Here is a 22,528-nt window from a genome sequence, read left to right as displayed (position 1 = left end):
TTTTAGGTCAATTATAACAGCAACGTATGATTTCTGCATGCTCAAATTTTGAACTATATAGCGTACTAATATCTTTTTAAAGCGTAGATATACTGATTGGAGGCGGTTTTCTTTTGCATAGGTTTACTAGCACTTAATAATAAACTAAAACGCTATCAAAAGAATTCTATTTATTGTTGATGAACAATCATTACAGGAAATTGTACAACTAGTTTTTAAAGAAAATTATATCGTAAAAGGTATTATTTCTAGCAGGAATCTCGAAGAAGTAATTTCGAATTTTAACCCGGATATTATTTTGCTCGATGTAGATTTTGGTGGTGCTGATGGTAGAGTGGTTTGTAGATATCTAAAAGGTTACCAACCCACAGCGCACATACCAATTGTTTTGATTACTGCAAATACCGTTACAGATAGTGACTATCGTTGTGAGCCTAATTCCATAGTTGAAAAGCCTTTTGATATTGAAGTATTAAAATCAATCGTGGCTGAGATGATTAATTAAGTTAATAAATAACTTTTGAGAGTTGTTTACAGGAGGTTATCACAGCAATGTGGTAGCCTTTTTTAGTTATCCATTTATGCTTAATGGGAGAAATTATTTTTGAATTACTTGCTATAAATTTGCTTGGTGCTGTTGAAAATGCAAGTTTAATAACTTTGTGTTAATACTGATTTAATAAGCTGCCCTTACTTTTGTGGCATAAATTACTTGGTTAGTATTTATAAAGTTTAGGTTAGTTGATAAGAAAAAACCCAGATGGATGTCTGGGTTTTTTTGTTTCTAATTATTATAAGTTCTTGCCTAATTTCTCTAACATTTCGGGCGGAATGTTGTGCGTATCTACTACTAGGAAACCATCCAAACAATCAGAAAATTTCGGATCTATGTTAAACGAAATGATCTTAGCGTTAAGGTTCATATACTGCCTTAATAATACAGGAATCTTAATGTGTGAGTTTTCTATATCCCCAATAATACTGTCTAAATCCTTAAAAGATTCACTACTATCTACCAAGGTATCGGTTGAAATGGGCAGAAGATCTGCCTTAAATTTATTGCGTGGTTTAACATATTTAGCCATTTCATAATCGAAGTGGTTTTTGGTGATGTAATCAACAATTAAAGCCTTACTAAATTTCGAGAAGTTATTGCTAATGCTTACCGGCCCAAACATGTATCTATACTGTGGGTTATCGATTAAGTATTTCAAAATACCCTTCCACAACAAAAATAGGGGAAGAGGCTTACCTTGATATTCTTTTCTAATCCACGATCTGCCCAATTCAATTCCTTGCCTCAGCATTGGATAAAACTGATCTTTCATCTTAAATAACTCCGAAAGGTAGAATCCTCGACGGCCCATGCTTTCCAAAATCTCATCACCTTTACCAATACGATAGGCGCCAACTATATTTTCTAAATCCTTATCCCAAATAAATAGGTGATTATAGTAAATGTCATAATTATCTAGATCGATTTTCTTGTTGGTTCCTTCACCTACCTCACGGAAAGTGATTTCACGCAAACGACCAATCTCTCGTAAAATATTCGGTATTTTTAAGGTTGGAACAATGTAAACCTCATAGTTTTTCTCTGTCCATACTTTAAAATCAGCCAAGGTATCTACGTCACCCTTAATTAAAACCCTCGAGGTTTCTTCAATAATATCAGCAGCTTTTTTCTTAATCTTAAATAAATTCAACGGATTAAATAATTTTTTCTCTGTATCCAATCCAATGCCTAGGGCATAGGTGCGTGCACGCAAAAAATCCATTAATTTATTGCCACTGTTCATGTGCGAAACCTCCGATGGGGCAATAGGCTTACCTATTCTAACTTTAATGGTCAGTCCTTGCTTATTTAAAAATTCAGATGGTAGTTTCGCAGTTCGCAAAGTTGGGTGTATGAAACTTAGTATATTAAAGAAAACACCATTATTGCCATGAAAATAGATTGGAACAACTGGTACCTTTGCCTTGGCAATTAACTTACCAACCACCGGATGCCACATTCTATCGGTAACTTGTTGTGCATCTAATTTAAAGGTCGAAACCTCACCCGCAGGGAAAATTCCAATTGGTGTTCCGCTTCTTAATAAATCAAAAGTCATTTTCAGGCCACTAATACTAGATGAGTGCTGAACATTTTCAAAAGGATTTACGGCAACAAAAAACTCATCCAAATTGGGTATTTTCTTCAAAATGAAATTAACCATTACCTTTGCATCAGGCCTAACGGTGCACAAAAGCTTAACTAGGGCCAATCCTTCTACTCCGCCATAAGGATGGTTTGCAATAGCAATAAATGGTCCTGTTTTTGGAATGCAGTTTAAATCATCATCATCAAAATCGATGGAAACACCAATCGTTTCTAATATTTTATCTACAAATTCTAAACCCTTAAAATGCTGGTTTTGAGAAAAAACATCGTTAATGTCGTTCAACTTCATGATCTCCATCATTAAGCCTGCTAAACCTGGCACACCGAGTTTATCTAACTTTGTCGCCTTAGCAAACTCAGAGGTAGTTATGATCTTCATATAAAATTCTTAGTTGTTGATATGCAAAACCCTAGGGTTTTGCAATTCCAAAAATAAGATTTATATTTATAATACACACGTCATATCGCAAATGAGAATTTGGCTCAATAAACATTTCGGTTTCAATAAGAGCGAATTCAACGGATTGCTGGCGCTGGTTTTTATTATTATTCTTTTGAAAACTATACCTATTATATACTATAGTTATCAAACAATAGAGAAAGACGATCCAAATCTTCTCTCCCAAATAAAAAAAATAGAGGTTACCGATCAAGAAAATTTTCATAAAACAAGAGATCGAATAGAAAGTTCACAACCTTTAAAAAAGGCGCAACTTTTTAATTTCGATCCAAATAGCCTAAGTATTGATGGTTGGCAAAGCTTGGGCTTATCCTTTAAACAAGCTCAATCGATTGTGAATTATACTAAAAAAGGTGGAAAGTTTTATAAGTCCGAAGATCTACAGAAAATGTACACCATTTCTCCAGAAATGTATCAGAAACTTTTGCCATATGTTAAAATAGAAAATCAGCCGAGTGGTTATACAAAGAAAGATTTCACTTTTGAGAAAAAAGAATATGTTAAAAAATCGCCAGTAATTGTAGATATTAATAAAGCCGATTCTGCACAGCTTGAAGAGATAAAGGGAATTGGTGGTGCTTTCGCAACCCGAATATTAAAATATAGGGAGCGGTTAGGTGGTTTCTACAAAAAAGAACAATTAATGGAAGTATACGGACTAGATTCTATAAAGTATGGTGAAATTAAGGATCAGATCTCGATGAGCAGCATAACCCTAAAAACAGTAAATATCAATACGGCACAGTTCAACGATTTAAAAACCAATCCTTATCTATCGTACAAACAAATTAACGCCATTATTCAATATAGAAAACAACACGGTAATTATACTAATCCTGGCGATTTGAAAAAAATATTAATCATAAATCAGCAAATTATCGATAAAATTACACCATACATTTCTTTTTAAAACTGGCTGCTCATCAATTATTTTTTGGATTAATACAACGAAATTCTAACTTCAACTATAATTTGTAAAGCAGTTTCAGTATTAATCGGTTCGGAAAGTCCTGCTTTGCACTTCAATCTTTTTCGTTAACGTAATTGCAGACTTTGTCGAAAGTTCAACCAAAAAGGATTTCTGTTGCAATCAGGTTTATTTACTAAAAGCAGCGCAAGCAACAAAAACATTTTCACCGAATACGGTCATTCTTTAGGTTAAATCCCTAGCTCAACTAAGTTATTTTTAAAAAGTTGTAAGAAATTAATTATCCATTAAGGCAATAATTTAAGGGTTTAAAATTAATCGATAAGCTAATTGTACCAAATACCATTTCATTCTGTAATTACACAAACATTTAATGGTAATTAACTATAAAATAAATGTTTATAATTGCCCAAACTAACTATAAAATATAAATTTAATGAGCGTAAGCTTTAATTTTTCCGAAACAGAAACTCAACAAAATGTAAAGGCCATGGTCCGCGATTTTGCAGAGAAAAACATTCGTCCAAATATAATGGAATGGGATGAGGCACAGCATTTTCCCGTAGCATTATTTAAACAATTGGGAGAATTAGGCTTAATGGGTGTTTTAGTGCCCGAAGAATACGGAGGCTCCGGTCTAGGCTACCAAGAGTATGTTGATGTAATTGTAGAGGTTTCTAGAGTTTGTGGCTCCATTGGTTTATCGCTGGCGGCGCATAACTCACTTTGTACTGGCCATATTTTGGCTTTTGCAAATGAAGAGCAGAAACAAAGGTGGTTGCCTAAATTGGCCACAGCAGAATGGATTGGCGCTTGGGGGTTAACAGAAGCTAACACAGGTTCTGATGCTTTAAGAATGATGACTACAGCTGTTGAAGATGGCGACGATTACATTATAAATGGTACCAAAAACTGGATTACCCATGGTAAAAGTGGCGATGTTGCGGTTGTAATGGTGCGAACAGGAGAGCAAGGGAGTTCTAAAGGAATTTCGGCAATCGTTGTAGAACGTGGAACACCTGGCTTCTCGGCAGGCAAAAAAGAGAATAAGCTAGGCATGCGAGCATCAGAAACTACAGAAATGATTTTTGATAACTGTCGCGTTCCAAAAGCGAATTTATTGGGAAATGTTGGTGAGGGATTTAAACAAGCCATGAAAGTTTTAGATGGAGGCAGAATCTCAATCGCTGCACTAGCTTTAGGCATAGCTAAAGGTGCATTCGATGCAGCAGTTTCTTATTCGAAACAACGCCAGCAATTTGGTCAGCCAATTTCTAGCTTTCAGGCCATAAGCTTTAAACTTGCCGATATGGCAACAGAAATAGAAGCCGCGGAATTATTAATCCGTCAGGCTGCAGATTTAAAGAACAGACATTTACCAATGACAAAAGAATCGGCAATGGCAAAATATTTTGCTTCAGAGGTTTCGGTTAGAGTAGCTACAGAAGCAGTACAGATATTTGGAGGTTATGGTTATACCAAAGACTTCCCCGTAGAAAAATTTTACCGTGATAGCAAATTATGTACAATAGGCGAGGGAACTTCCGAAATACAAAAGATTGTTATTGCCAGAGAGATTTTAAATTGAGCTAAAAACAGCCCAGCAAAAAGCTAGATAATTAAAACAACAAACCAAATATATTATGCGCAATCCGGAAGGTTTAACCGCCTCCGGATTTTTTTTGTTTAAAACAAGTTAGTATGAAAATGGTTTCCCAAAACCCTATTTCGCTGTTACAATACTATCAACAACATATTCGCTAAAGCCTCTCCACGGTAAAGCATGGTTATATTGTTTATAATGAAGCTCATAAAATTTACCACTATTGGCCATCATCTTTTCGGCAATTTCCTTATTGGAAATGGAAAACTCAAATTCGTTACTTTGAACACTTCCAGTTGTTCTCGATCTTATTCCGCTCTGAATAATTTTGCCTTCGTAGGTTTTAAAGATATATCCTTTCTTTACTACGTAGTTTAACTCTCCAGCTTTTACGCCCTCGCCAAAAACAAAGAAATAGCGATAATAGCAAACTGCCGCTAAAATGATGATTACTAAAACCGCAATGATGGAAATTACTTTTTTACCAGCTGTCATATATATTATAATGAATAAACTAAATGTAGATAAAGATTGGAATAAATCAGTTATTTGAACTAAAAATTTTCTTTTTAAAAATCTTTCTCATTTTCAATAAATTACTTACATTTGCAGCCCCGATAACACGGGAAAATTTAAAAAACCACGAGAGGAGGTATTTCAGCGTTATGATCATTATTAACATTAAAGACGGCGAATCATTAGATAAAGCCCTAAAACGTTTCAAGAAAAAGTTTGAAAAAACTGGTGTATTGAGAGAACTACGTAGTCGCCAAGCATACGAGAAAAAATCCGTTGCTCGCCGTACTGAAATTAAACATGCTGTTTACATTCAGAATATGAATCTAGATACAACTTCTTAGTTGTTCACGATATAAATACATTGAAGTCCCGATCTTTAGGTCGGGACTTTTTTGTTTTTAAACTGAATCGAAATCTTTACAATAAACAATTTGTTAATGATTTCTTTATATCAAAACTATTTGTAACTTCATATTAACGCCTTGAAAAAGATATTGAATGTTGCTAAAAAGTTTTATTACATATTTAACTCACGAGAAGCGCTATTCTCAGCATACCATTACCTCCTATCAAACTGATTTAGGTCAGTTTGAGGAGTATATCAAAAATACTTTCGAATTAAGTTTTCCCGAAGTTAAGCATACACACTTAAGAAGTTATATGGTCGATTTGATGGAGAATAAAACCTCAGAAAATACCATCAACAGAAAAATATCAACTTTAAGAAGTTTTTACAAGTTTTTACTAAGGGAAGAGAAAATTCAGCAAAATCCAACGGTTTTGATTAAAGCCCCAAAGATTCCAAAACGACTTCCCGTATTTGTCGAAGCTCAAAAAATGGACCAGCTCTTAGATTCAGAAAATTATTTTGACGAAAGTTTCAGTTCTGTTCGTGATCATTTGGTAATGGAACTGCTTTTTGGAACAGGAATGCGTTTAGCGGAACTAATTCAGCTAAAAGATTCGGATGTTGACACTTTTTCTGGCACCATTAAGGTTTTAGGTAAAAGAAATAAGGAAAGAATTATCCCAATAAATAAACAACTTATCAATCAGGTAAATACTTATATTGAATTAAAAAAGTTGCAGAATTTCGACAACAATTTGCTTAACTTAATCGTTTCCAATACAGGTGCATCATCATACCCAAAACTGATATACCGCATTGTTACCTCAAACCTAAACCACATATCAACCAATGAAAAGAAAAGTCCCCACGTTTTACGGCACAGTTATGCGACTACCTTGCTTAATGCAGGTGCAGATTTAAATGCTATTAAAGAGCTTTTGGGGCATGCTAGCTTAGCTGCAACCCAGGTTTACACACACAATTCAATTGAAAGATTAAAAACAATTTATAAACAAGCCCATCCAAAGGCGTAAAAAAAGGAGGAAAAATGAAAATCGGAGTTCAATCAATCCACTTCAGTGCAGACAGTAAGTTGTTAGAGTTTATACAGAAAAAGGCAAATAAGTTAGATCAGTTTTTCGATCAGATTATTAGCGGTGAGGTGTATTTAAAATTAGAGAACGTAGAAGACGAGGCAAACAAGATTAGTGAGATAAAACTCATTGTGCCGGGTGGAACCCTATTTGCTAAAGAACAATGTAAATCATTTGAGGAAGCTACAGATTTGGCTATTGAATCGCTAAGAAAGCAGATCACGAAGCACAAAGATAAAACTCGTGCAAAATTAAGTGAGCATAAAGCAATTTTAAGCGAAAGCGAAGCCACTGATTACTAAGTGAATATTATTATAAAACATAATTTTATACATAGCGGACTACCTAGTCCGCTATTTTTTTTTCAAATTTATTTTGAAGTGAAATATAATTGTGTAGATTTGCATTCCCTTTCGGAAACGGCGTTATGCCAATAAGAAAAGGTTAGTTCTTTTAAAAGATTAAAGTTTTTAAAAAACACGCTAATAATATGAAAAATGAAGATTTTTCGTATCATTGCACAAAAATTAAAAGCCTCCTTAGCTCAGCTGGTAGAGCAACTGACTTGTAATCAGTAGGTCATTGGTTCGATTCCGATAGGAGGCTCTTTTTGTTTTAAGGTGTTGCATTTTGAAATAAAGTAGGGGGGATTCCAGAGCGGCCAAATGGGACAGACTGTAACTCTGTTATCGCAAGATTTCGAAGGTTCGAATCCTTCTCCCCCCACATTTTAATGTATGAATGATTAAATTTTGAGTAATAGAATGTTTACATTCACTCCTTGAATAATTCTATCAATCAATCATTAAAAAAAGCGGAAGTAGCTCAGTTGGTAGAGCGATAGCCTTCCAAGCTATAGGTCGCGAGTTCGAACCTCGTCTTCCGCTCTAAAAAAAGTGAGCAGTTGGCGGCTAACAGTTAACAGTTTATAACTGTAAATTGAAAACTGTTAACTGAAAACTAAAAAGCCGACTTAGCTCAGCGGTAGAGCACTTCCTTGGTAAGGAAGAGGTCATGGGTTCAATTCCCATAGTTGGCTCAGGATAATAAAGCTTTGTTAAATCTGTTAATATACAGGGTAGACAAGGTTTTTTGTGTTGCATTGCAATAAAACAATAAATAAAAAATAATAAAAAGTTAACCTACTAATTAGTTATAAATAAAATGGCAAAAGAAAAATTTGACCGTAGTAAACCGCACTTAAACATCGGTACAATCGGTCACGTCGATCACGGTAAAACAACTTTAACAGCAGCTATTACAAAAGTTTTAGCTGATGCAGGTTTATCTGAGGCACGTTCATTCGATTCAATTGACTCAGCTCCTGAGGAAAAAGAAAGAGGTATTACTATTAATACTGCGCACGTTGAGTATTCAACTGCAAACCGTCACTACGCACACGTAGATTGTCCAGGTCACGCGGATTATGTTAAAAACATGGTTACAGGTGCGGCTCAAATGGATGGTGCTATTATCGTTGTTGCTGCTACTGATGGTCCAATGCCACAAACTCGTGAGCACATCTTATTGGCTCGTCAGGTTGGTGTACCTTCATTGGTTGTATTCATGAACAAAGTGGATATGGTTGATGATCCTGAATTATTAGAATTAGTAGAAATGGAAGTTCGTGAATTATTATCGTTCTACGATTTCCCTGGTGATGATATTCCTGTTATTCAAGGTTCTGCTTTAGGTGGTTTGAACGGTGATGCTAAATGGGTTGGAAAAATTATGGAATTAATGGATGCTGTTGATAGCTATATTCCAATTCCTCCACGTTTAACTGAACTTCCATTCTTAATGCCTGTTGAAGATGTATTCTCGATCACTGGTCGTGGTACTGTTGCAACTGGTCGTATTGAGCGTGGTGTAATCAACTCTGGAGATCCAGTTGAAATCTTAGGTATGGGTGCTGAGAACTTAAAATCTACAGTTACTGGTGTTGAGATGTTCCGTAAGATCTTAGATTATGGTGAAGCTGGTGATAACGTAGGTTTATTGTTACGTGGTATTGAGAAAACTGATATCCGTCGTGGTATGGTAATCTGCAAACCAGGTTCAGTAACTCCACACGCCGATTTCAAAGCTGAGATCTATGTTTTATCAAAAGCAGAAGGTGGTCGTCACACTCCATTCTTCAACAAATACCGTCCACAATTCTATTTCCGTACTACAGATGTAACTGGTGAGATTTCATTAGCTGAAGGAACTGAAATGGTAATGCCAGGTGATAACGTTACAATCTCTGTAAAATTGATTTCTCCTATCGCAATGGAAAAAGGCTTACGTTTCGCTATCCGTGAAGGTGGTAGAACTGTAGGTGCTGGTCAGGTAACTGAAATTGTAAAATAAATCCAAAAACCCTTAAAGGGCTTAAAGGAAAATAAAGAAAGCAAGGTCTTGAGGTAACTTAAGTACTTTGCTTTCTAATTACGGGAATAGTTCAACGGTAGAATAGAGGTCTCCAAAACCTTTGATCAGGGTTCGAATCCTTGTTCCCGTGCTTAAAATAATGATTGATTTTTGAATGAATGAATGATTGATTTTGAAGGATTATCTTCAGATATTACCATTCACTCACTCACTCATTCTCTCATTCAATAATTTTGATATGGCTAAAGTAGTTGAGTTTATAAAAGAATCATACGATGAAATGACCAATAAGGTTACATGGCCTACTTGGGGTGAACTGCAAAGTTCTGCGATTCTTGTTTTAGTGGCTTCTTTAATTATTGCATTGGTTATTTTTGCAATGGATAAGGGATCTACATTTGTATTGGATACTTTTTATAAATCACTTTCTAATTAATATTTACTAATGAGCGATCTAAAGTGGTATGTTGTAAGGGCTGTTAGCGGTAAAGAAAAGAAAGTAAAACAGTACATTGATGCTGAGATTAGTCGTTTAGGTTTCTCTCATTTGGTTCCTCAGGTTTTAATACCTATGGAGAAATATTACCAAATGAAAGATGGAAAAAAAATTGCAAAAGAACGTAATTTTTATCCAGGCTATGTTTTGGTTGAAACTACTCTAGATGGTGAGCTAGAACACATTATCAAAGGTATAAATAGCGTTATCGGTTTCTTAGGGGATAAAGCTGGCAATCCAATTCCAATGCGCCAAGCAGAAGTTAACCGTATTTTAGGTGTGGTTGATGAAATGAGCGAACAAGGTGAAACAATGAATGTTCCGTATTATGTTGGCGAAGGCATCAAGGTTATGGATGGTCCTTTCAATGGTTTCTCTGGTGTTATCGAAGAAGTAAACGAAGAGAAGAAGAAATTGAAAGTGATGGTTAAGATTTTTGGTCGTAAAACACCACTTGAACTTAACTATATGCAAGTAGAAAAAGAGTAAGAAATTTATTTTCAAAATATATTGTAGGACTGCAAGATTATCCATATCTTTGCAGTCCTTTTAGTTTTATAGGAATTGAAGGGAATAAAATGTTACATGCTTCCAATATTTAACATTGAGTTTTAAATAAACAATAAACACAAAATGGCAAAAGAAGTCAGTGCAATGATCAAATTACAGATCAAAGGCGGAGCTGCAAATCCATCGCCACCAGTAGGGCCTGCATTAGGTGCTAAGGGTGTTAACATTATGGAGTTTTGCAAACAGTACAACGCTCGTACCCAAGATAAAGCAGGTAAAGTATTGCCAGTTGTAATTACTGTTTATGCTGATAAGTCATTCGAATTCATCATCAAAACCCCTCCTGTAGCTATCCAATTAAAAGATGCTACTAAATTAACGAGTGGTTCTGCTGAGCCTAACCGTAAAAAAGTTGGGTCGGTGACCTGGGACCAAATTAAAGTTATTGCTGAAGATAAGATGCCTGATTTAAATGCATTTACAATCGAATCTGCAATGAGTATGGTTGCTGGAACAGCACGCAGTATGGGAATCACCGTTTCTGGTGACGCACCCTGGAACAATTAATTAAAAAACAGTTTACAACAGTGGCGAAATTAACTAAAAATCAAAAAAAGGCACATGCTAAAATAGAAGCTGGTAAAGCTTATACTTTACAGGCTGCCGCTGCTTTGGTAAAAGAGATCACTACTACTAAATTTGATGCATCAGTTGATATTGATGTTTCTTTAGGTGTAGATCCACGTAAAGCCAATCAAATGGTTCGTGGTATTGCTACTTTACCACACGGAACAGGTAAAACTGTACGTGTTTTAGCTTTAGTAACTCCTGATAAGGAAGAAGAAGCAAGAGCAGCTGGCGCAGATTTCGTAGGTTTAGACGAATATGTGGCTAAAATTGAAGCTGGTTGGACCGATGTAGACATTATTATCACAACACCGGCTTGTATGGCTAAGGTAGGTAAATTGGGCCGTGTTTTAGGTCCAAGGAACTTAATGCCAAATCCAAAATCTGGTACAGTAACTAACGATGTTGGTAAAGCTGTAACAGAGGTTAAAGCAGGTAAGATTGATTTTAAGGTTGACAAAAGCGGTATTATACACGCTTCAATAGGGAAAGTATCATTCCCAGCAGATAAAATTTATGAAAACGCTATGGAGATCATCTCTGTAATTTCTAAATTGAAACCATCTGCTGCAAAAGGAACTTATTTTAAAAGCATTCACGTGTCTTCTACAATGAGTCCTGGTATTGCAATTGAAACCAAATCAGTAGCGGGGATTTAATCATGAACAGAGAAGAAAAAAACGAAGTAGTTTTAGAACTACAAGGACAAATGCAGGAGTATGGCAATTTTTACATTGCTGATACCACTAGCCTTTCTGTTGAGCAGGTTAATAATATCCGACGCAAGTGTTTTGAAGGTGATATCACTATGAAAGTTGCTAAAAACTCTTTAATTCGCAAAGCGATTGAAGGTTTAGATGGCGATGCATCTGAGATATACGAAGCCCTTAAAGGTTCATCATCATTATTATTCTCAAAAACAGCAAATGCTCCGGCTAAGTTGATTAAAGCTTTGAGAAGAACATCTGATAAGCCATTGCTTAAAGCAGCATATATAGATTCATCAGTATACGTTGGCGATGACCAATTGAATAACTTAGTAAGCTTAAAATCGAGAGAAGAGCTTGTTGGAGAAATCATTGGATTATTACAATCACCAGCTAAGAATGTTATATCTGCACTTAAATCAAGCGGAGGCAAGATTGCAGGAATTGTTAAAACTCTACAAGAAAGAGAAGGTTAACGAACACCTTAAGTTCGCAATTAAACAAAATTATTTTACGTAAAAATTTAAAATCTTAATAAAATGGCAGATTTAAAATCGTTTGCTGAGCAATTAGTAAACTTAACCGTTAAAGAAGTTAACGAATTAGCTCAAATCTTAAAAGACGAGTATGGTATCGAGCCTGCAGCTGCTGCTGTAGTTGCTGGTCCTGCTGCTGGTGGTGATGCACCTGCTGCTGCTGCAGAAAAAACAGCTTTTGATGTAATCTTAAAAGAAGCTGGTGGCGCTAAATTAGCAGTTGTTAAACTGGTAAAAGACTTAACTGGCCTTGGTTTGAAAGAAGCAAAAGACTTAGTTGATGGAGCACCAAAAGAATTAAAAACTGGTGTTACTAAAGACGAAGCAGAAGCTCTTAAAAAACAATTAGAAGAAGCTGGAGCAGTAGTTGAAATTAAGTAATCACTTAATTTAGCTAAGCTAAAAATGTATTAGACACCGACTGAAAATGTTGGTGTCTTTACCTGTTTATAAACATCTCATTTTGTTTGGTTAATGAGAATGCTTTAAACCGAAACCAAACAAATAGTTTATTCTTAAACTAAAATCTTTTAGTCCATTGGCAAAGACAGTCGAACAAAGAGTAAATTTTGCAACTAGTAAGCACATTATAGACTATCCGGATTTTCTGGATGTGCAATTGCAATCATTCAGAGAATTTTTCCAGATAGATACTACATCAGACGATCGCTCTAGCGAAGGTTTGTTTAAAGTGTTTGCTGAAAACTTTCCAATAACAGATTCAAGAAATATCTTCGTATTAGAATTTCTTGATTATTTTGTTGATCCGCCACGTTACGATATACACGAGTGTATTGAGCGTGGATTAACCTACAATGTTCCATTAAAAGCAAAGCTAAAGCTTTCTTGTAACGATGTTGAACATGAAGATTTTGAAACCATTATTCAGGATGTGTATTTAGGTACTATCCCGTATATGACACCAAAAGGTACATTTGTTATCAACGGTGCAGAACGTGTTATCGTTTCGCAATTACACCGTTCTCCTGGAGTGTTCTTCGGCCAAAGCCGTCACACTAACGGAACCAAATTGTATTCTGCACGTGTTATTCCTTTCAAAGGTTCATGGATCGAGTTTGCTACAGACGTTAATAACGTAATGTATGCTTACATCGATCGTAAGAAAAAATTCCCGGTTACCACTTTATTACGTGCTATCGGTTACGATTCTGATAAAGATATCTTAGAACTTTTCGATCTTGCTGACGAAGTAAAGGTTAGTAAATCAGGTTTGAAGAAATACATCGGTCGTAAACTGGCTGCAAGAGTATTGAAGAAATGGGTTGAAGATTTTGTAGATGAAGATACAGGTGAAGTAGTTTCTATCGACCGTAATGAAGTGATTCTTGAAAGAGAAACCGTTCTTGAAGACGAACACATTGATATGGTTATTGAGGCAGGCGTAAAAAGCATCATCCTTTCGAAAGAAGATGGCGCAAGTCAGGCTGATTATACCATTATATATAATACATTACAAAAAGATACATCAAACTCAGAAAAAGAGGCTGTAGAAAACATCTATCGTGCTTTGCGTAACGCAGAACCACCTGATGAGGAAACAGCTCGTGGTATCATTGATCGTTTATTCTTCTCGGATAAACGTTACGATTTAGGTGATGTTGGTCGTTACCGCATTAACCGTAAATTGAAAATGAATACTCCTGATGAGGTAAAGGTTTTAACAAAAGCGGATATTATCGCAATTGTTAAATACTTGATCAAATTGATCAACTCAAAAGAAGAAGTAGATGATATCGATCACTTGTCTAACCGTCGTGTACGTACGGTAGGTGAGCAATTGTACGCACAATTTGGTGTTGGTTTGGCTCGTATGGCTAGAACAATCCGTGAGCGTATGAACATTCGTGATAATGAGGTTTTCACCCCAACAGATTTAATTAATGCCCGTACCTTATCGTCGGTAATTAATTCATTCTTTGGTACCAACCAACTTTCACAGTTTATGGATCAAACCAATCCTTTGGCAGAAATTACGCACAAACGTCGTTTGTCAGCTTTAGGCCCAGGTGGTTTATCACGTGAACGTGCTGGTTTCGAGGTTCGTGATGTGCATTATACTCACTATGGTCGTTTATGTACCATTGAAACTCCAGAGGGACCAAACATTGGTTTAATTTCATCACTTTGTGTGCATGCAAAGATCAATAGTTTAGGTTTCATTGAAACACCGTACAAACGTGTTGAAGATGGTAAAGTAGTTGTTGATTCTGATGTTATTTATTTATCTGCAGAAGATGAAGATGGTAAAACCATTGCTCAAGCTAATGCAGAATATGATGATAAAGGTGTATTTACAACTCCACGTGTTAAAGCACGTTACGAGGGTGACTTCCCGATTATTGAGCCTGAGAAATTAGACTTAATGGATGTTGCACCAAATCAGATTACTTCAATCGCTGCTTCGTTAATTCCATTCTTGGAACATGATGATGCGAATAGAGCGTTGATGGGATCGAACATGCAACGTCAGGCGGTACCATTGTTACGTCCTGAAGCTCCAATTGTTGGTACAGGTTTAGAAGGTCGCGTTGCTCGTGACTCAAGAACTCTGATCAATGCTGAAGGTAACGGTGTTGTTGAATATGTAGATGCTAACGAAATCACTATTAAATACGAACGTAACGAAGATGATCGTTTAGTTTCATTTGAAGGTGATAGCAAAACTTACCGTTTAATTAAGTTCAAAAAAACCAATCAGAATACTTGTATCAACTTAAAACCAATCGTTAAGAAAGGTCAGAAAGTTACTAAAGGACAAGTGCTTTGCGAGGGTTATGCAACTCAAAACGGTGAATTAGCATTGGGTAGAAACTTGAAAGTGGCTTTCATGCCTTGGCAAGGTTTCAACTTTGAGGATGCGATTGTTATTAATGAACGTATTGTTCGTGATGATATTTTCACTTCATTACATATTGAAGAATTTGAATTAGAAGTACGTGATACAAAACGTGGAGAAGAGGAATTAACACCAGATATCCCTAACGTTTCTGAAGAAGCGACTAAAGATTTAGATGAAAACGGTATAATCCGTATTGGTGCTGATGTAAAAGAAGGTGATATTTTAATTGGTAAGATCACTCCAAAAGGAGAATCTGATCCATCACCTGAAGAGAAATTACTACGTGCAATCTTTGGTGATAAAGCAGGTGATGTTAAAGATGCGTCTTTAAAAACTCCTCCTTCTATCCAAGGTGTGGTAATTGATACTAAATTATTCAGCCGTGCTAAGAAAACTACAAAAGCAGAAGAGAAATCGGCAATTGAGAAATTAGACAAAGGATATACAAGTATCACAGAGAAATTAAAAGCAGAGTTAGTAGATAAATTATTCACAATTGTAAACGGAAAGACATCGCAAGGTGTATTCAATATTTACAAAGAATTATTGGTTGCTAAAGGCGCTAAATTTACTCAGAAAATTTTAGCAGATCTTGAATTTGCTCACATTAGCCCTAACAAATGGACTACTGATGATGACAAAAATGAGATGATTAAATTATTGCTTCATAACTACGGTATCCGTGTTAACGAAGAACTAGGATCTTACAAACGCGATAAATTTGCGATCAGTGTAGGTGATGAGCTTCCATCGGGAATTGTACAAATGGCAAAAGTTTATGTTGCTAAAAAACGTAAGTTAAAAGTAGGTGATAAAATGGCAGGTCGCCACGGTAATAAAGGTATTGTTGCACGTATTGTACGTGATGAAGATATGCCTTTCTTAGCTGATGGTACTCCAGTTGATATTGTGTTGAACCCATTGGGTGTACCTTCACGTATGAACCTTGGTCAAATCTACGAAACTATTTTGGCGTGGGCTGGTCAGGAATTGGGTGTAAAATTTGCAACTCCGATTTTTGATGGTGCTACACACCAAGAGGTTGAAGAATGGATTGCTAAAGCGGGAGTTCCTGCTTCAGGAAAAACCTACTTATACAATGGTTTAACAGGTGAGCGTTTCGATCAGACTACAACAGTAGGTATTATCTACATGTTGAAATTAGGTCACATGGTTGATGATAAGATGCACGCCCGTTCAATCGGACCATACTCATTAATTACACAACAACCATTGGGTGGTAAAGCTCAATTTGGTGGTCAGCGTTTTGGTGAGATGGAGGTTTGGGCATTAGAGGCATTCGGTGCAGCTAATATTCTTCAAGAGATCTTAACCGTTAAGTCGGATGATGTTATCGGAAGAGCCAAAACTTACGAAGCCATTGTTAAAGGTGAAAACCTACCAACTCCAGGTGTGCCAGAATCGTTTAACGTATTGGTGCATGAGTTACGCGGTTTAGGTTTAGATATTACGTTAGACTAAGAATGATGTAAAATGTATTATGGAAGATGGATTAGGTTTCATCTTCCATCTTCCATCTCACATCTTACATTTTAACCTTAAAAGAGAGATATGTCTTACAAAAAGGATAATAAATTAAAAAGCAATTTCACATCAATCACTATTAGCTTATCGTCGCCAGAAATTATTTTGGAACGCTCAAGCGGTGAGGTGTTGAAGCCAGAAACCATTAATTACCGTACTTACAAACCTGAACGTGATGGTTTGTTCTGTGAGCGTATTTTTGGTCCGGTAAAAGATTACGAATGTCATTGCGGTAAATATAAACGTATCCGTTATAAAGGTATTGTTTGTGATCGTTGTGGTGTTGAAGTAACTGAAAAGAAAGTACGTAGAGAACGTATGGGGCACATCGCTTTGGTGGTTCCTGTTGCGCATATCTGGTATTTCCGTTCTTTACCAAACAAAATCGGTTATTTATTAGGTTTGCCTACTAAAAAATTAGATTTAATTATCTATTACGAGCGTTACGTAGTTATCCAATCCGGTTTAATGGAAGAGGATGGCATTAAGTATATGGACTTCTTAACGGAAGAAGAATACTTAGATATCTTAGATAAATTACCTAAAGAAAATCAATATTTAGATGATAAGGATCCTAATAAATTCATCGCCAAAATGGGTGCTGAAGCATTAGAAGATCTTTTGAAACGTATTAACTTAGATACTTTATCTTACGATTTACGTCATCAAGCTGCTAACGAAACTTCTCAACAACGTAAAAATGAGGCTTTAAAACGTCTACAGGTTGTTGAAGCTTTCCGTGGTGCTAATACACGTATTGAGAATCGCCCAGAGTGGATGATTGTTAAAATTGTTCCGGTGATTCCACCAGAATTACGTCCTTTAGTTCCACTAGAAGGTGGTCGTTTCGCTACTTCAGATTTAAATGATTTATACCGTCGTGTAATTATCCGTAACAACCGTTTAAAACGTTTGATCGAGATTAAAGCACCAGAGGTAATTTTACGTAACGAGAAACGTATGTTGCAGGAAGCTGTAGATTCGTTATTCGATAACTCACGTAAAGTTAATGCGGTTAAAACTGAAGGTAACCGTGCTTTGAAATCACTTTCAGATATCTTGAAAGGTAAACAAGGTCGTTTCCGTCAGAATTTACTAGGTAAACGTGTGGATTATTCGGCTCGTTCTGTAATTGTTGTAGGGCCTAGCCTTAAATTACACGAGTGTGGTATTCCTAAAGATATGGCTGCTGAGCTTTACAAACCATTCATTATTCGTAAGATGATTGAACGTGGTGTTGTAAAAACAGTTAAATCTGCAAAGAAAATCGTTGATAGAAAAGATCCATTAGTTTGGGATATTCTAGAAAATGTATTAAAAGGTCACCCGGTATTATTAAACCGTGCACCTACCTTACACAGATTAGGTATTCAGGCTTTCCAGCCAAAATTAATTGAAGGAAAAGCAATCCAATTACACCCATTAGTTTGTACTGCATTCAACGCCGATTTTGATGGTGACCAGATGGCTGTGCATTTACCATTAGGTAATGCCGCAATTTTGGAAGCCCAAGTATTGATGTTGGCAGCACATAACATCTTAAACCCTGCAAACGGTACACCAATTACAGTACCATCTCAGGATATGGTTTTAGGTCTTTATTATATTACTAAAGGCCGTAGAACAGATGAAACTCGTGTTGTAAAAGGACAAGACTCGAATTTTTATTCTCCAGAGGAAGTGATTATCGCTTACAATGAGAAAGAATTAGATCTTCATGCTTTTATTAAAGTAAGAGTAAACGTTAAGCAAAGTGACGGTTCTATCGTTAATAAATTAACTGAAACCACTGTTGGTAGAGTTTTATTCAACCAAATGGTTCCTGAAGAAGTTGGTTATATCAATGAGCTATTAACTAAAAAATCTTTAAGAGATATTATTGGTGAAGTAGTAAAAATGACTGGTATGGCTCGTTCTTCTCAATTCTTAGATGATATCAAGGAATTAGGATTCCGTATGGCTTTCCAAGGAGGTTTATCGTTCAACTTACAAGACGTAAACATTCCGGTAGAAAAACATACTTTATTAGAACAAGCAGCTGCTGAGGTTGAAGAGGTAAGAAACAACTATAACATGGGTTTCATTACCAATAACGAACGTTACAATCAGATTATCGATATCTGGACTCGTATCAACAACAGGTTAACTACTTTCGTTATGACTCAGTTATCTTCGGATAATCAAGGTTTTAACTCAGTTTACATGATGCTTGATTCTGGTGCACGTGGTTCGAAAGAGCAGATTCGTCAGCTTTGCGGAATGCGTGGATTGATGGCTAAGCCTCAGAAATCTGGTTCAGGTGGTGATATTATTGAAAATCCAATTTTATCAAACTTTAAAGAAGGTTTATCGGTATTAGAGTACTTTATCTCTACTCACGGTGCTCGTAAAGGTTTGGCAGATACGGCGTTAAAAACAGCTGATGCTGGTTACTTAACTCGTCGTTTGCATGATGTTGCACAAGATATGATTGTTAATTCTGTTGATTGTGGTACTTTAAGAGGTATGTATACTACAGCATTAAAAGATCAGGAAGATATCGTTGAGCCATTATATGATAGGATTTTAGGTCGTACTTCATTACATGATGTTTACAATCCTTTGGATAACTCATTACTAGTAAGTGCTGGTGAAGATATTAATGAAGATGTTGCAAAATTAATCGAAGAGTCTCCATTAGAAGGTATCGAAATTCGTTCGGTATTAACTTGTGAGAACAAGAGAGGTGTTTGCGCATTATGTTATGGTCGTAACTTAGCATCTGGTAAACGTGTTCAAAGAGGTGAGGCAGTTGGTGTAATTGCGGCACAATCAATTGGTGAGCCGGGTACACAGTTAACGCTTCGTACTTTCCACGTGGGTGGTACTGCATCAAACATTGCTGCAGAATCAAACATCGTAGCTAAGTTTGATGGTGTTATCGAGTTCGAAAACATTCGTACCGTTGATACAAAAACAGAAGACGGTATTGTTCAAGTTGTATTAGGTCGTTCTGGTGAGTTTAAAATTGTTGAGCCAGGAACTGGACGTATCATTGTAACCAATAACATTCCTTACGGTGCATTCTTGTTCGTAAAAGAAGGTGATAAATTGGCCAAAGGTGATAAGATCTGTTCATGGGATCCATACAACGCGGTTATTCTTTCAGAATTTGCCGGTAAAGCACAGTTTGATGCAATTATAGAAGGTGTTACTTTCCGTGAAGAATCAGATGAGCAAACTGGTCACCGTGAAAAAGTGATTATCGATACACGTGATAAAACTAAAAACCCTTCGGTACAAATCGTTGATCAAAAAGGCGAGTTTATTAAAGGATATAACATTCCAGTAGGTGCCCACGTTTCAGTTGATGAAGGTGAAGCTATCCAAACTGGACAGATTATAGCTAAAATACCACGTGCAACTGGTAAAACCCGAGATATTACAGGTGGTTTACCACGTGTAACGGAATTATTCGAAGCACGTAATCCATCTAACCCAGCTGTAGTAACTGAGATTGATGGTGTGGTAACTTTAGGTGGTGTTAAACGTGGTAATCGTGAGATCACAATCGAATCTAAAGATGGTGAAGTTAAAAAATACCTAGTTCCATTGTCTAAACACATCCTTGTTCAGGATAATGACTTTGTGAAAGCAGGTATGCCTTTATCAGATGGTTCAATTTCTCCTGCAGATATCTTATCAATTAAAGGCCCAGCGGCGGTTCAAGAATACTTAGTAAATGGTATTCAAGAGGTTTATCGTTTGCAAGGTGTGAAAATTAACGATAAGCATTTCGAGGTAATTGTTCACCAAATGATGCAGAAAGTTCACATTGAAGATCCAGGTGATACTATTTTCTTAGAAAACAATGCTGTTGATCGTTGGGATTTTGCTGACGAGAACGATGGTATGTACGACAAGAAAGTTGTTGAAGATGCAGGTGATTCTAATGATTTCAAACCAGGTCAAATTGTTTCATTACGTAGATTAAGAGATGAAAATTCTCAATTGAAACGTAAAGATTTAAAACAGATTACGGTTAGAGATGCAAGACCAGCTACAGCAAGTTCTATCTTACAAGGTATTACTCGTGCATCATTAGGTACTAAATCGTTCATTTCTGCAGCTTCGTTCCAGGAAACTACGAAAGTATTAAATGAGGCAGCAATTGCAGGTAAACGTGATAACATGTTAGGCTTGAAAGAAAACGTAATTGTTGGTCACTTAATTCCATCAGGAACAGGTGTACGTGGTTACGAAAGAATCATTGTTGGTTCTCAAGAAGAATACGATAAATTACTAGCTTCAAAACAAGAAGAAGTAGAAGCTTAGATTTTAATCTAACAATAATTTTGAGCCTCCCGATTTTACATCGGGAGGCTTTTTTGTTGATCTAAAACCGTATTCATTTTGTTACCTTTTGGCAAACGTTTGCGTTAATTAACCCAACTCTTCCATTAATTTAATTCTGTTATGTTTGCTTTTAGTCGCTATAAATAGGTGCTGAATACTTTAATTAGGAATAAAAAAATATTATGAAACAATACCTGTGGCTTGGATTATTTTCGGTACTACTTTTTGCTTGTTCTGTAAATAAGCAGTATAATAAACGAGCATCTTGGGAAGAAAATTTTAATCAAAAGAATTCGTTCGATACTAAAACATGGTCTAAAATTCCACGGGGGAACTCCGATTGGAGCAGGCACATGAGTAACAATGACAGTTGTTATGCACTAAGAAAAGGTAAAATGATTCTTAGAGGGATCACAAATAATGATTTTTCAAAAGATACTTCACGTTATTTAACAGGTGGCATCTACACTAAAAGCAAGGTAGCTTTTGGTATGGGCCGGTTAGAAATTAGAGCCAAGTTAAATGGAGCTAAGGGAGCATGGCCAGCAATTTGGATGCTGGCAGAAAATAGTAAATGGCCAGATGGAGGGGAAATAGATATCATGGAAAGATTAAATTTTGATGCTATTGCTTACCAAACCATTCATAGTTCCTACACAGTTACCCTGAACAAAAAAGATAATCCAAAATCCAGCCAATCGGCTAAAATTAACCCTGAAGAATTTAATACTTATGCTGTAGAGAAATATCCAGACAGTTTAGTGTTTTTTATAAATGACAAAAAAACTTTTACCTATCCTAAAATGGTTAATCTAGCGCAAGGTCAATTTCCTTTTAATCGTCAGAACTACTATTTATTAATCGATATGCAATTGGGTGGAAGCTGGGTAGGTAAAATAAAAAATGAAGACTTGCCTGTAGAAATGGAGATAGATTGGGTGAGGTTCTATAAGTTTAAGCATGATGTGAAATAATAAAGGCTATTTGATTTCTGTCGAGAGCTCCGACTATCAAAATATTAAATTAACTAACCCTATTGTTTATAAAAACACTTAGTTTTGTTATATGGAAGAACAACAAAACGAAAATCAACTTAATATAGAGCTATCAGAAGAAATTGCCGAAGGTATATTCTCTAACCTCGCAATTATTACGCATTCAAATACAGAATTTGTATTGGATTTTATCCGCGTAATGCCTGGTATCCCAAAGGCAAAAGTTAAATCTAGAATAATACTAACTCCAGAACATGCTAAACGTCTTTTAAATGCATTGGATGATAATATTCAAAAATTCGAAGCAGTTAACGGTCGAATTAAAACTCAAGAAGAGCCTCCATTCCCCATGGGATTTGGTGGGCCAACGGCTCAAGCTTAAGCCTCTCAAAAATCTTACAAATAATTAGTTGTATACTATGTTAGC

The 22,528-nt window shown here is 36.0% G+C and carries 19 protein-coding genes and 5 tRNA genes; 22 read left to right on the top strand and 2 right to left on the bottom strand.

Annotated features, from left to right (window positions below):
- Positions 1-154 precede the first annotated feature (154 nt).
- Complete coding sequence (locus EZ449_RS06760; RefSeq protein ID WP_131557203.1) at positions 155-505, top strand: response regulator; 351 nt, start codon at positions 155-157, stop codon at positions 503-505.
- A gap of 286 nt (positions 506-791) precedes the next feature.
- On the opposite strand, the gene EZ449_RS06755 is transcribed toward EZ449_RS06760, so the two are convergent.
- A complete protein-coding gene (locus tag EZ449_RS06755) occupies positions 792-2,543 on the bottom strand; it encodes a lysophospholipid acyltransferase family protein (RefSeq protein ID WP_131557202.1) in 1,752 nt (583 codons plus the stop codon).
- A 175-nt stretch (positions 2,544-2,718) separates the two neighbouring features.
- Here EZ449_RS06755 and EZ449_RS06750 point away from each other — a divergent pair, with 175 nt between their 5' ends.
- Together EZ449_RS06750 and EZ449_RS06745 are read left to right on the top strand one after the other, a co-directional pair.
- A complete protein-coding gene (locus tag EZ449_RS06750; RefSeq protein ID WP_165499713.1) occupies positions 2,719-3,534 on the top strand; it encodes a ComEA family DNA-binding protein in 816 nt (271 codons plus the stop codon).
- A gap of 454 nt (positions 3,535-3,988) precedes the next feature.
- Positions 3,989-5,140 carry an acyl-CoA dehydrogenase gene (locus EZ449_RS06745; protein ID WP_131557200.1) on the top strand — a complete coding sequence of 384 codons (1,152 nt, stop codon included), beginning with the start codon at positions 3,989-3,991 and terminating at the stop codon, positions 5,138-5,140.
- A gap of 135 nt (positions 5,141-5,275) precedes the next feature.
- Here the strand turns inward: EZ449_RS06745 and EZ449_RS06740 are convergent, their stop codons facing one another.
- Positions 5,276-5,650 (bottom strand): hypothetical protein, encoded by a 375-nt coding sequence (locus EZ449_RS06740; protein WP_131557199.1) that lies wholly within the window; start codon positions 5,648-5,650, stop codon positions 5,276-5,278.
- Positions 5,651-5,820: 170 nt separating this feature from the next.
- On the opposite strand from EZ449_RS06740, the gene rpsU reads away from it, so the two are divergent.
- The 19 genes from rpsU to EZ449_RS06645 all read left to right on the top strand — a co-directional run bounded on the left by rpsU (position 5,821) and on the right by EZ449_RS06645 (position 22,483).
- On the top strand, positions 5,821-6,015 hold the full coding sequence (gene rpsU / locus EZ449_RS06735) for a 30S ribosomal protein S21 (RefSeq protein WP_025143268.1): 195 nt from the start codon (positions 5,821-5,823) through the stop codon (positions 6,013-6,015).
- Positions 6,016-6,172: 157 nt separating this feature from the next.
- Positions 6,173-7,057, top strand: coding sequence for a tyrosine-type recombinase/integrase (locus tag EZ449_RS06730; protein ID WP_131557198.1), 885 nt, complete (start codon positions 6,173-6,175; stop codon positions 7,055-7,057).
- 14 nt (positions 7,058-7,071) lie between these two features.
- On the top strand, positions 7,072-7,419 hold the full coding sequence (gene hpf / locus EZ449_RS06725; RefSeq protein ID WP_131557197.1) for a ribosome hibernation-promoting factor, HPF/YfiA family: 348 nt from the start codon (positions 7,072-7,074) through the stop codon (positions 7,417-7,419).
- A 231-nt stretch (positions 7,420-7,650) separates the two neighbouring features.
- A tRNA-Thr gene (locus tag EZ449_RS06720) sits at positions 7,651-7,723 on the top strand.
- Between the two features lie 37 nt (positions 7,724-7,760).
- A tRNA-Tyr gene (locus EZ449_RS06715) sits at positions 7,761-7,843 on the top strand.
- Between the two features lie 88 nt (positions 7,844-7,931).
- Positions 7,932-8,004, top strand: a tRNA-Gly gene (locus EZ449_RS06710).
- A gap of 80 nt (positions 8,005-8,084) precedes the next feature.
- A tRNA-Thr gene (locus EZ449_RS06705) sits at positions 8,085-8,156 on the top strand.
- 125 nt (positions 8,157-8,281) lie between these two features.
- Positions 8,282-9,469 carry an elongation factor Tu gene (gene tuf / locus EZ449_RS06700; RefSeq protein ID WP_131557196.1) on the top strand — a complete coding sequence of 396 codons (1,188 nt, stop codon included), beginning with the start codon at positions 8,282-8,284 and terminating at the stop codon, positions 9,467-9,469.
- Positions 9,470-9,549: 80 nt separating this feature from the next.
- Positions 9,550-9,620, top strand: a tRNA-Trp gene (locus EZ449_RS06695).
- A 108-nt stretch (positions 9,621-9,728) separates the two neighbouring features.
- Positions 9,729-9,926 carry a preprotein translocase subunit SecE gene (secE, locus tag EZ449_RS06690; protein ID WP_025143264.1) on the top strand — a complete coding sequence of 66 codons (198 nt, stop codon included), beginning with the start codon at positions 9,729-9,731 and terminating at the stop codon, positions 9,924-9,926.
- A 9-nt stretch (positions 9,927-9,935) separates the two neighbouring features.
- The gene (nusG, locus tag EZ449_RS06685) at positions 9,936-10,475 is read left to right on the top strand and encodes a transcription termination/antitermination protein NusG (protein WP_131557195.1); all 540 of its coding nucleotides are present in this window, start codon (positions 9,936-9,938) and stop codon (positions 10,473-10,475) included.
- A gap of 144 nt (positions 10,476-10,619) precedes the next feature.
- Entirely contained in the window at positions 10,620-11,063 is a 444-nt protein-coding gene (gene rplK / locus EZ449_RS06680) for a 50S ribosomal protein L11 (RefSeq protein ID WP_131557194.1), read from the top strand.
- A 20-nt stretch (positions 11,064-11,083) separates the two neighbouring features.
- Positions 11,084-11,782, top strand: coding sequence for a 50S ribosomal protein L1 (rplA, locus tag EZ449_RS06675; RefSeq protein ID WP_131557193.1), 699 nt, complete (start codon positions 11,084-11,086; stop codon positions 11,780-11,782).
- Between the two features lie 2 nt (positions 11,783-11,784).
- Entirely contained in the window at positions 11,785-12,306 is a 522-nt protein-coding gene (rplJ, locus tag EZ449_RS06670; RefSeq protein ID WP_131557192.1) for a 50S ribosomal protein L10, read from the top strand.
- 63 nt (positions 12,307-12,369) lie between these two features.
- A complete protein-coding gene (rplL, locus tag EZ449_RS06665; RefSeq protein ID WP_131557191.1) occupies positions 12,370-12,747 on the top strand; it encodes a 50S ribosomal protein L7/L12 in 378 nt (125 codons plus the stop codon).
- 157 nt (positions 12,748-12,904) lie between these two features.
- Positions 12,905-16,708 carry a DNA-directed RNA polymerase subunit beta gene (gene rpoB / locus EZ449_RS06660; RefSeq protein WP_131557190.1) on the top strand — a complete coding sequence of 1,268 codons (3,804 nt, stop codon included), beginning with the start codon at positions 12,905-12,907 and terminating at the stop codon, positions 16,706-16,708.
- A 90-nt stretch (positions 16,709-16,798) separates the two neighbouring features.
- A complete protein-coding gene (gene rpoC / locus EZ449_RS06655; RefSeq protein ID WP_131557189.1) occupies positions 16,799-21,085 on the top strand; it encodes a DNA-directed RNA polymerase subunit beta' in 4,287 nt (1,428 codons plus the stop codon).
- 203 nt (positions 21,086-21,288) lie between these two features.
- Positions 21,289-22,080: a glycoside hydrolase family 16 protein gene (locus EZ449_RS06650; protein WP_131557188.1), complete on the top strand. Its 792-nt coding sequence runs from the start codon at positions 21,289-21,291 to the stop codon at positions 22,078-22,080.
- A gap of 91 nt (positions 22,081-22,171) precedes the next feature.
- Positions 22,172-22,483, top strand: a complete 312-nt coding sequence (locus EZ449_RS06645) for a DUF3467 domain-containing protein (protein WP_131557187.1) — start codon at positions 22,172-22,174, stop codon at positions 22,481-22,483.
- The last annotated feature ends 45 nt before the right edge of the window (positions 22,484-22,528 follow it).

The sequence above is a fragment of the Pedobacter frigidisoli genome, assembly GCF_004331675.1.
Taxonomy (GTDB): Bacteria; Bacteroidota; Bacteroidia; order Sphingobacteriales; family Sphingobacteriaceae; genus Pedobacter; species Pedobacter frigidisoli.
This window is presented reverse-complemented; position numbering and strand designations above follow the sequence as displayed.

Bases quoted from the DNA above. Each gene is read 5' to 3' on its own strand.
- EZ449_RS06755 (WP_131557202.1), bottom strand. From the start codon at position 2,543: ATGAAGATCATAACTACCTCTGAGTTTGCTAAGGCGACAAAGTTAGAT.
- EZ449_RS06745 (WP_131557200.1), top strand. From the start codon at position 3,989: ATGAGCGTAAGCTTTAATTTTTCCGAAACAGAAACTCAACAAAATGTA.
- EZ449_RS06740 (WP_131557199.1), bottom strand. From the start codon at position 5,650: ATGACAGCTGGTAAAAAAGTAATTTCCATCATTGCGGTTTTAGTAATC.
- rpsU (WP_025143268.1), top strand. From the start codon at position 5,821: ATGATCATTATTAACATTAAAGACGGCGAATCATTAGATAAAGCCCTA.
- EZ449_RS06730 (WP_131557198.1), top strand. From the start codon at position 6,173: ATGTTGCTAAAAAGTTTTATTACATATTTAACTCACGAGAAGCGCTAT.
- hpf (WP_131557197.1), top strand. From the start codon at position 7,072: ATGAAAATCGGAGTTCAATCAATCCACTTCAGTGCAGACAGTAAGTTG.
- tuf (WP_131557196.1), top strand. From the start codon at position 8,282: ATGGCAAAAGAAAAATTTGACCGTAGTAAACCGCACTTAAACATCGGT.
- secE (WP_025143264.1), top strand. From the start codon at position 9,729: ATGGCTAAAGTAGTTGAGTTTATAAAAGAATCATACGATGAAATGACC.
- nusG (WP_131557195.1), top strand. From the start codon at position 9,936: ATGAGCGATCTAAAGTGGTATGTTGTAAGGGCTGTTAGCGGTAAAGAA.
- rplK (WP_131557194.1), top strand. From the start codon at position 10,620: ATGGCAAAAGAAGTCAGTGCAATGATCAAATTACAGATCAAAGGCGGA.
- rplJ (WP_131557192.1), top strand. From the start codon at position 11,785: ATGAACAGAGAAGAAAAAAACGAAGTAGTTTTAGAACTACAAGGACAA.
- rplL (WP_131557191.1), top strand. From the start codon at position 12,370: ATGGCAGATTTAAAATCGTTTGCTGAGCAATTAGTAAACTTAACCGTT.
- rpoC (WP_131557189.1), top strand. From the start codon at position 16,799: ATGTCTTACAAAAAGGATAATAAATTAAAAAGCAATTTCACATCAATC.
- EZ449_RS06650 (WP_131557188.1), top strand. From the start codon at position 21,289: ATGAAACAATACCTGTGGCTTGGATTATTTTCGGTACTACTTTTTGCT.
- EZ449_RS06645 (WP_131557187.1), top strand. From the start codon at position 22,172: ATGGAAGAACAACAAAACGAAAATCAACTTAATATAGAGCTATCAGAA.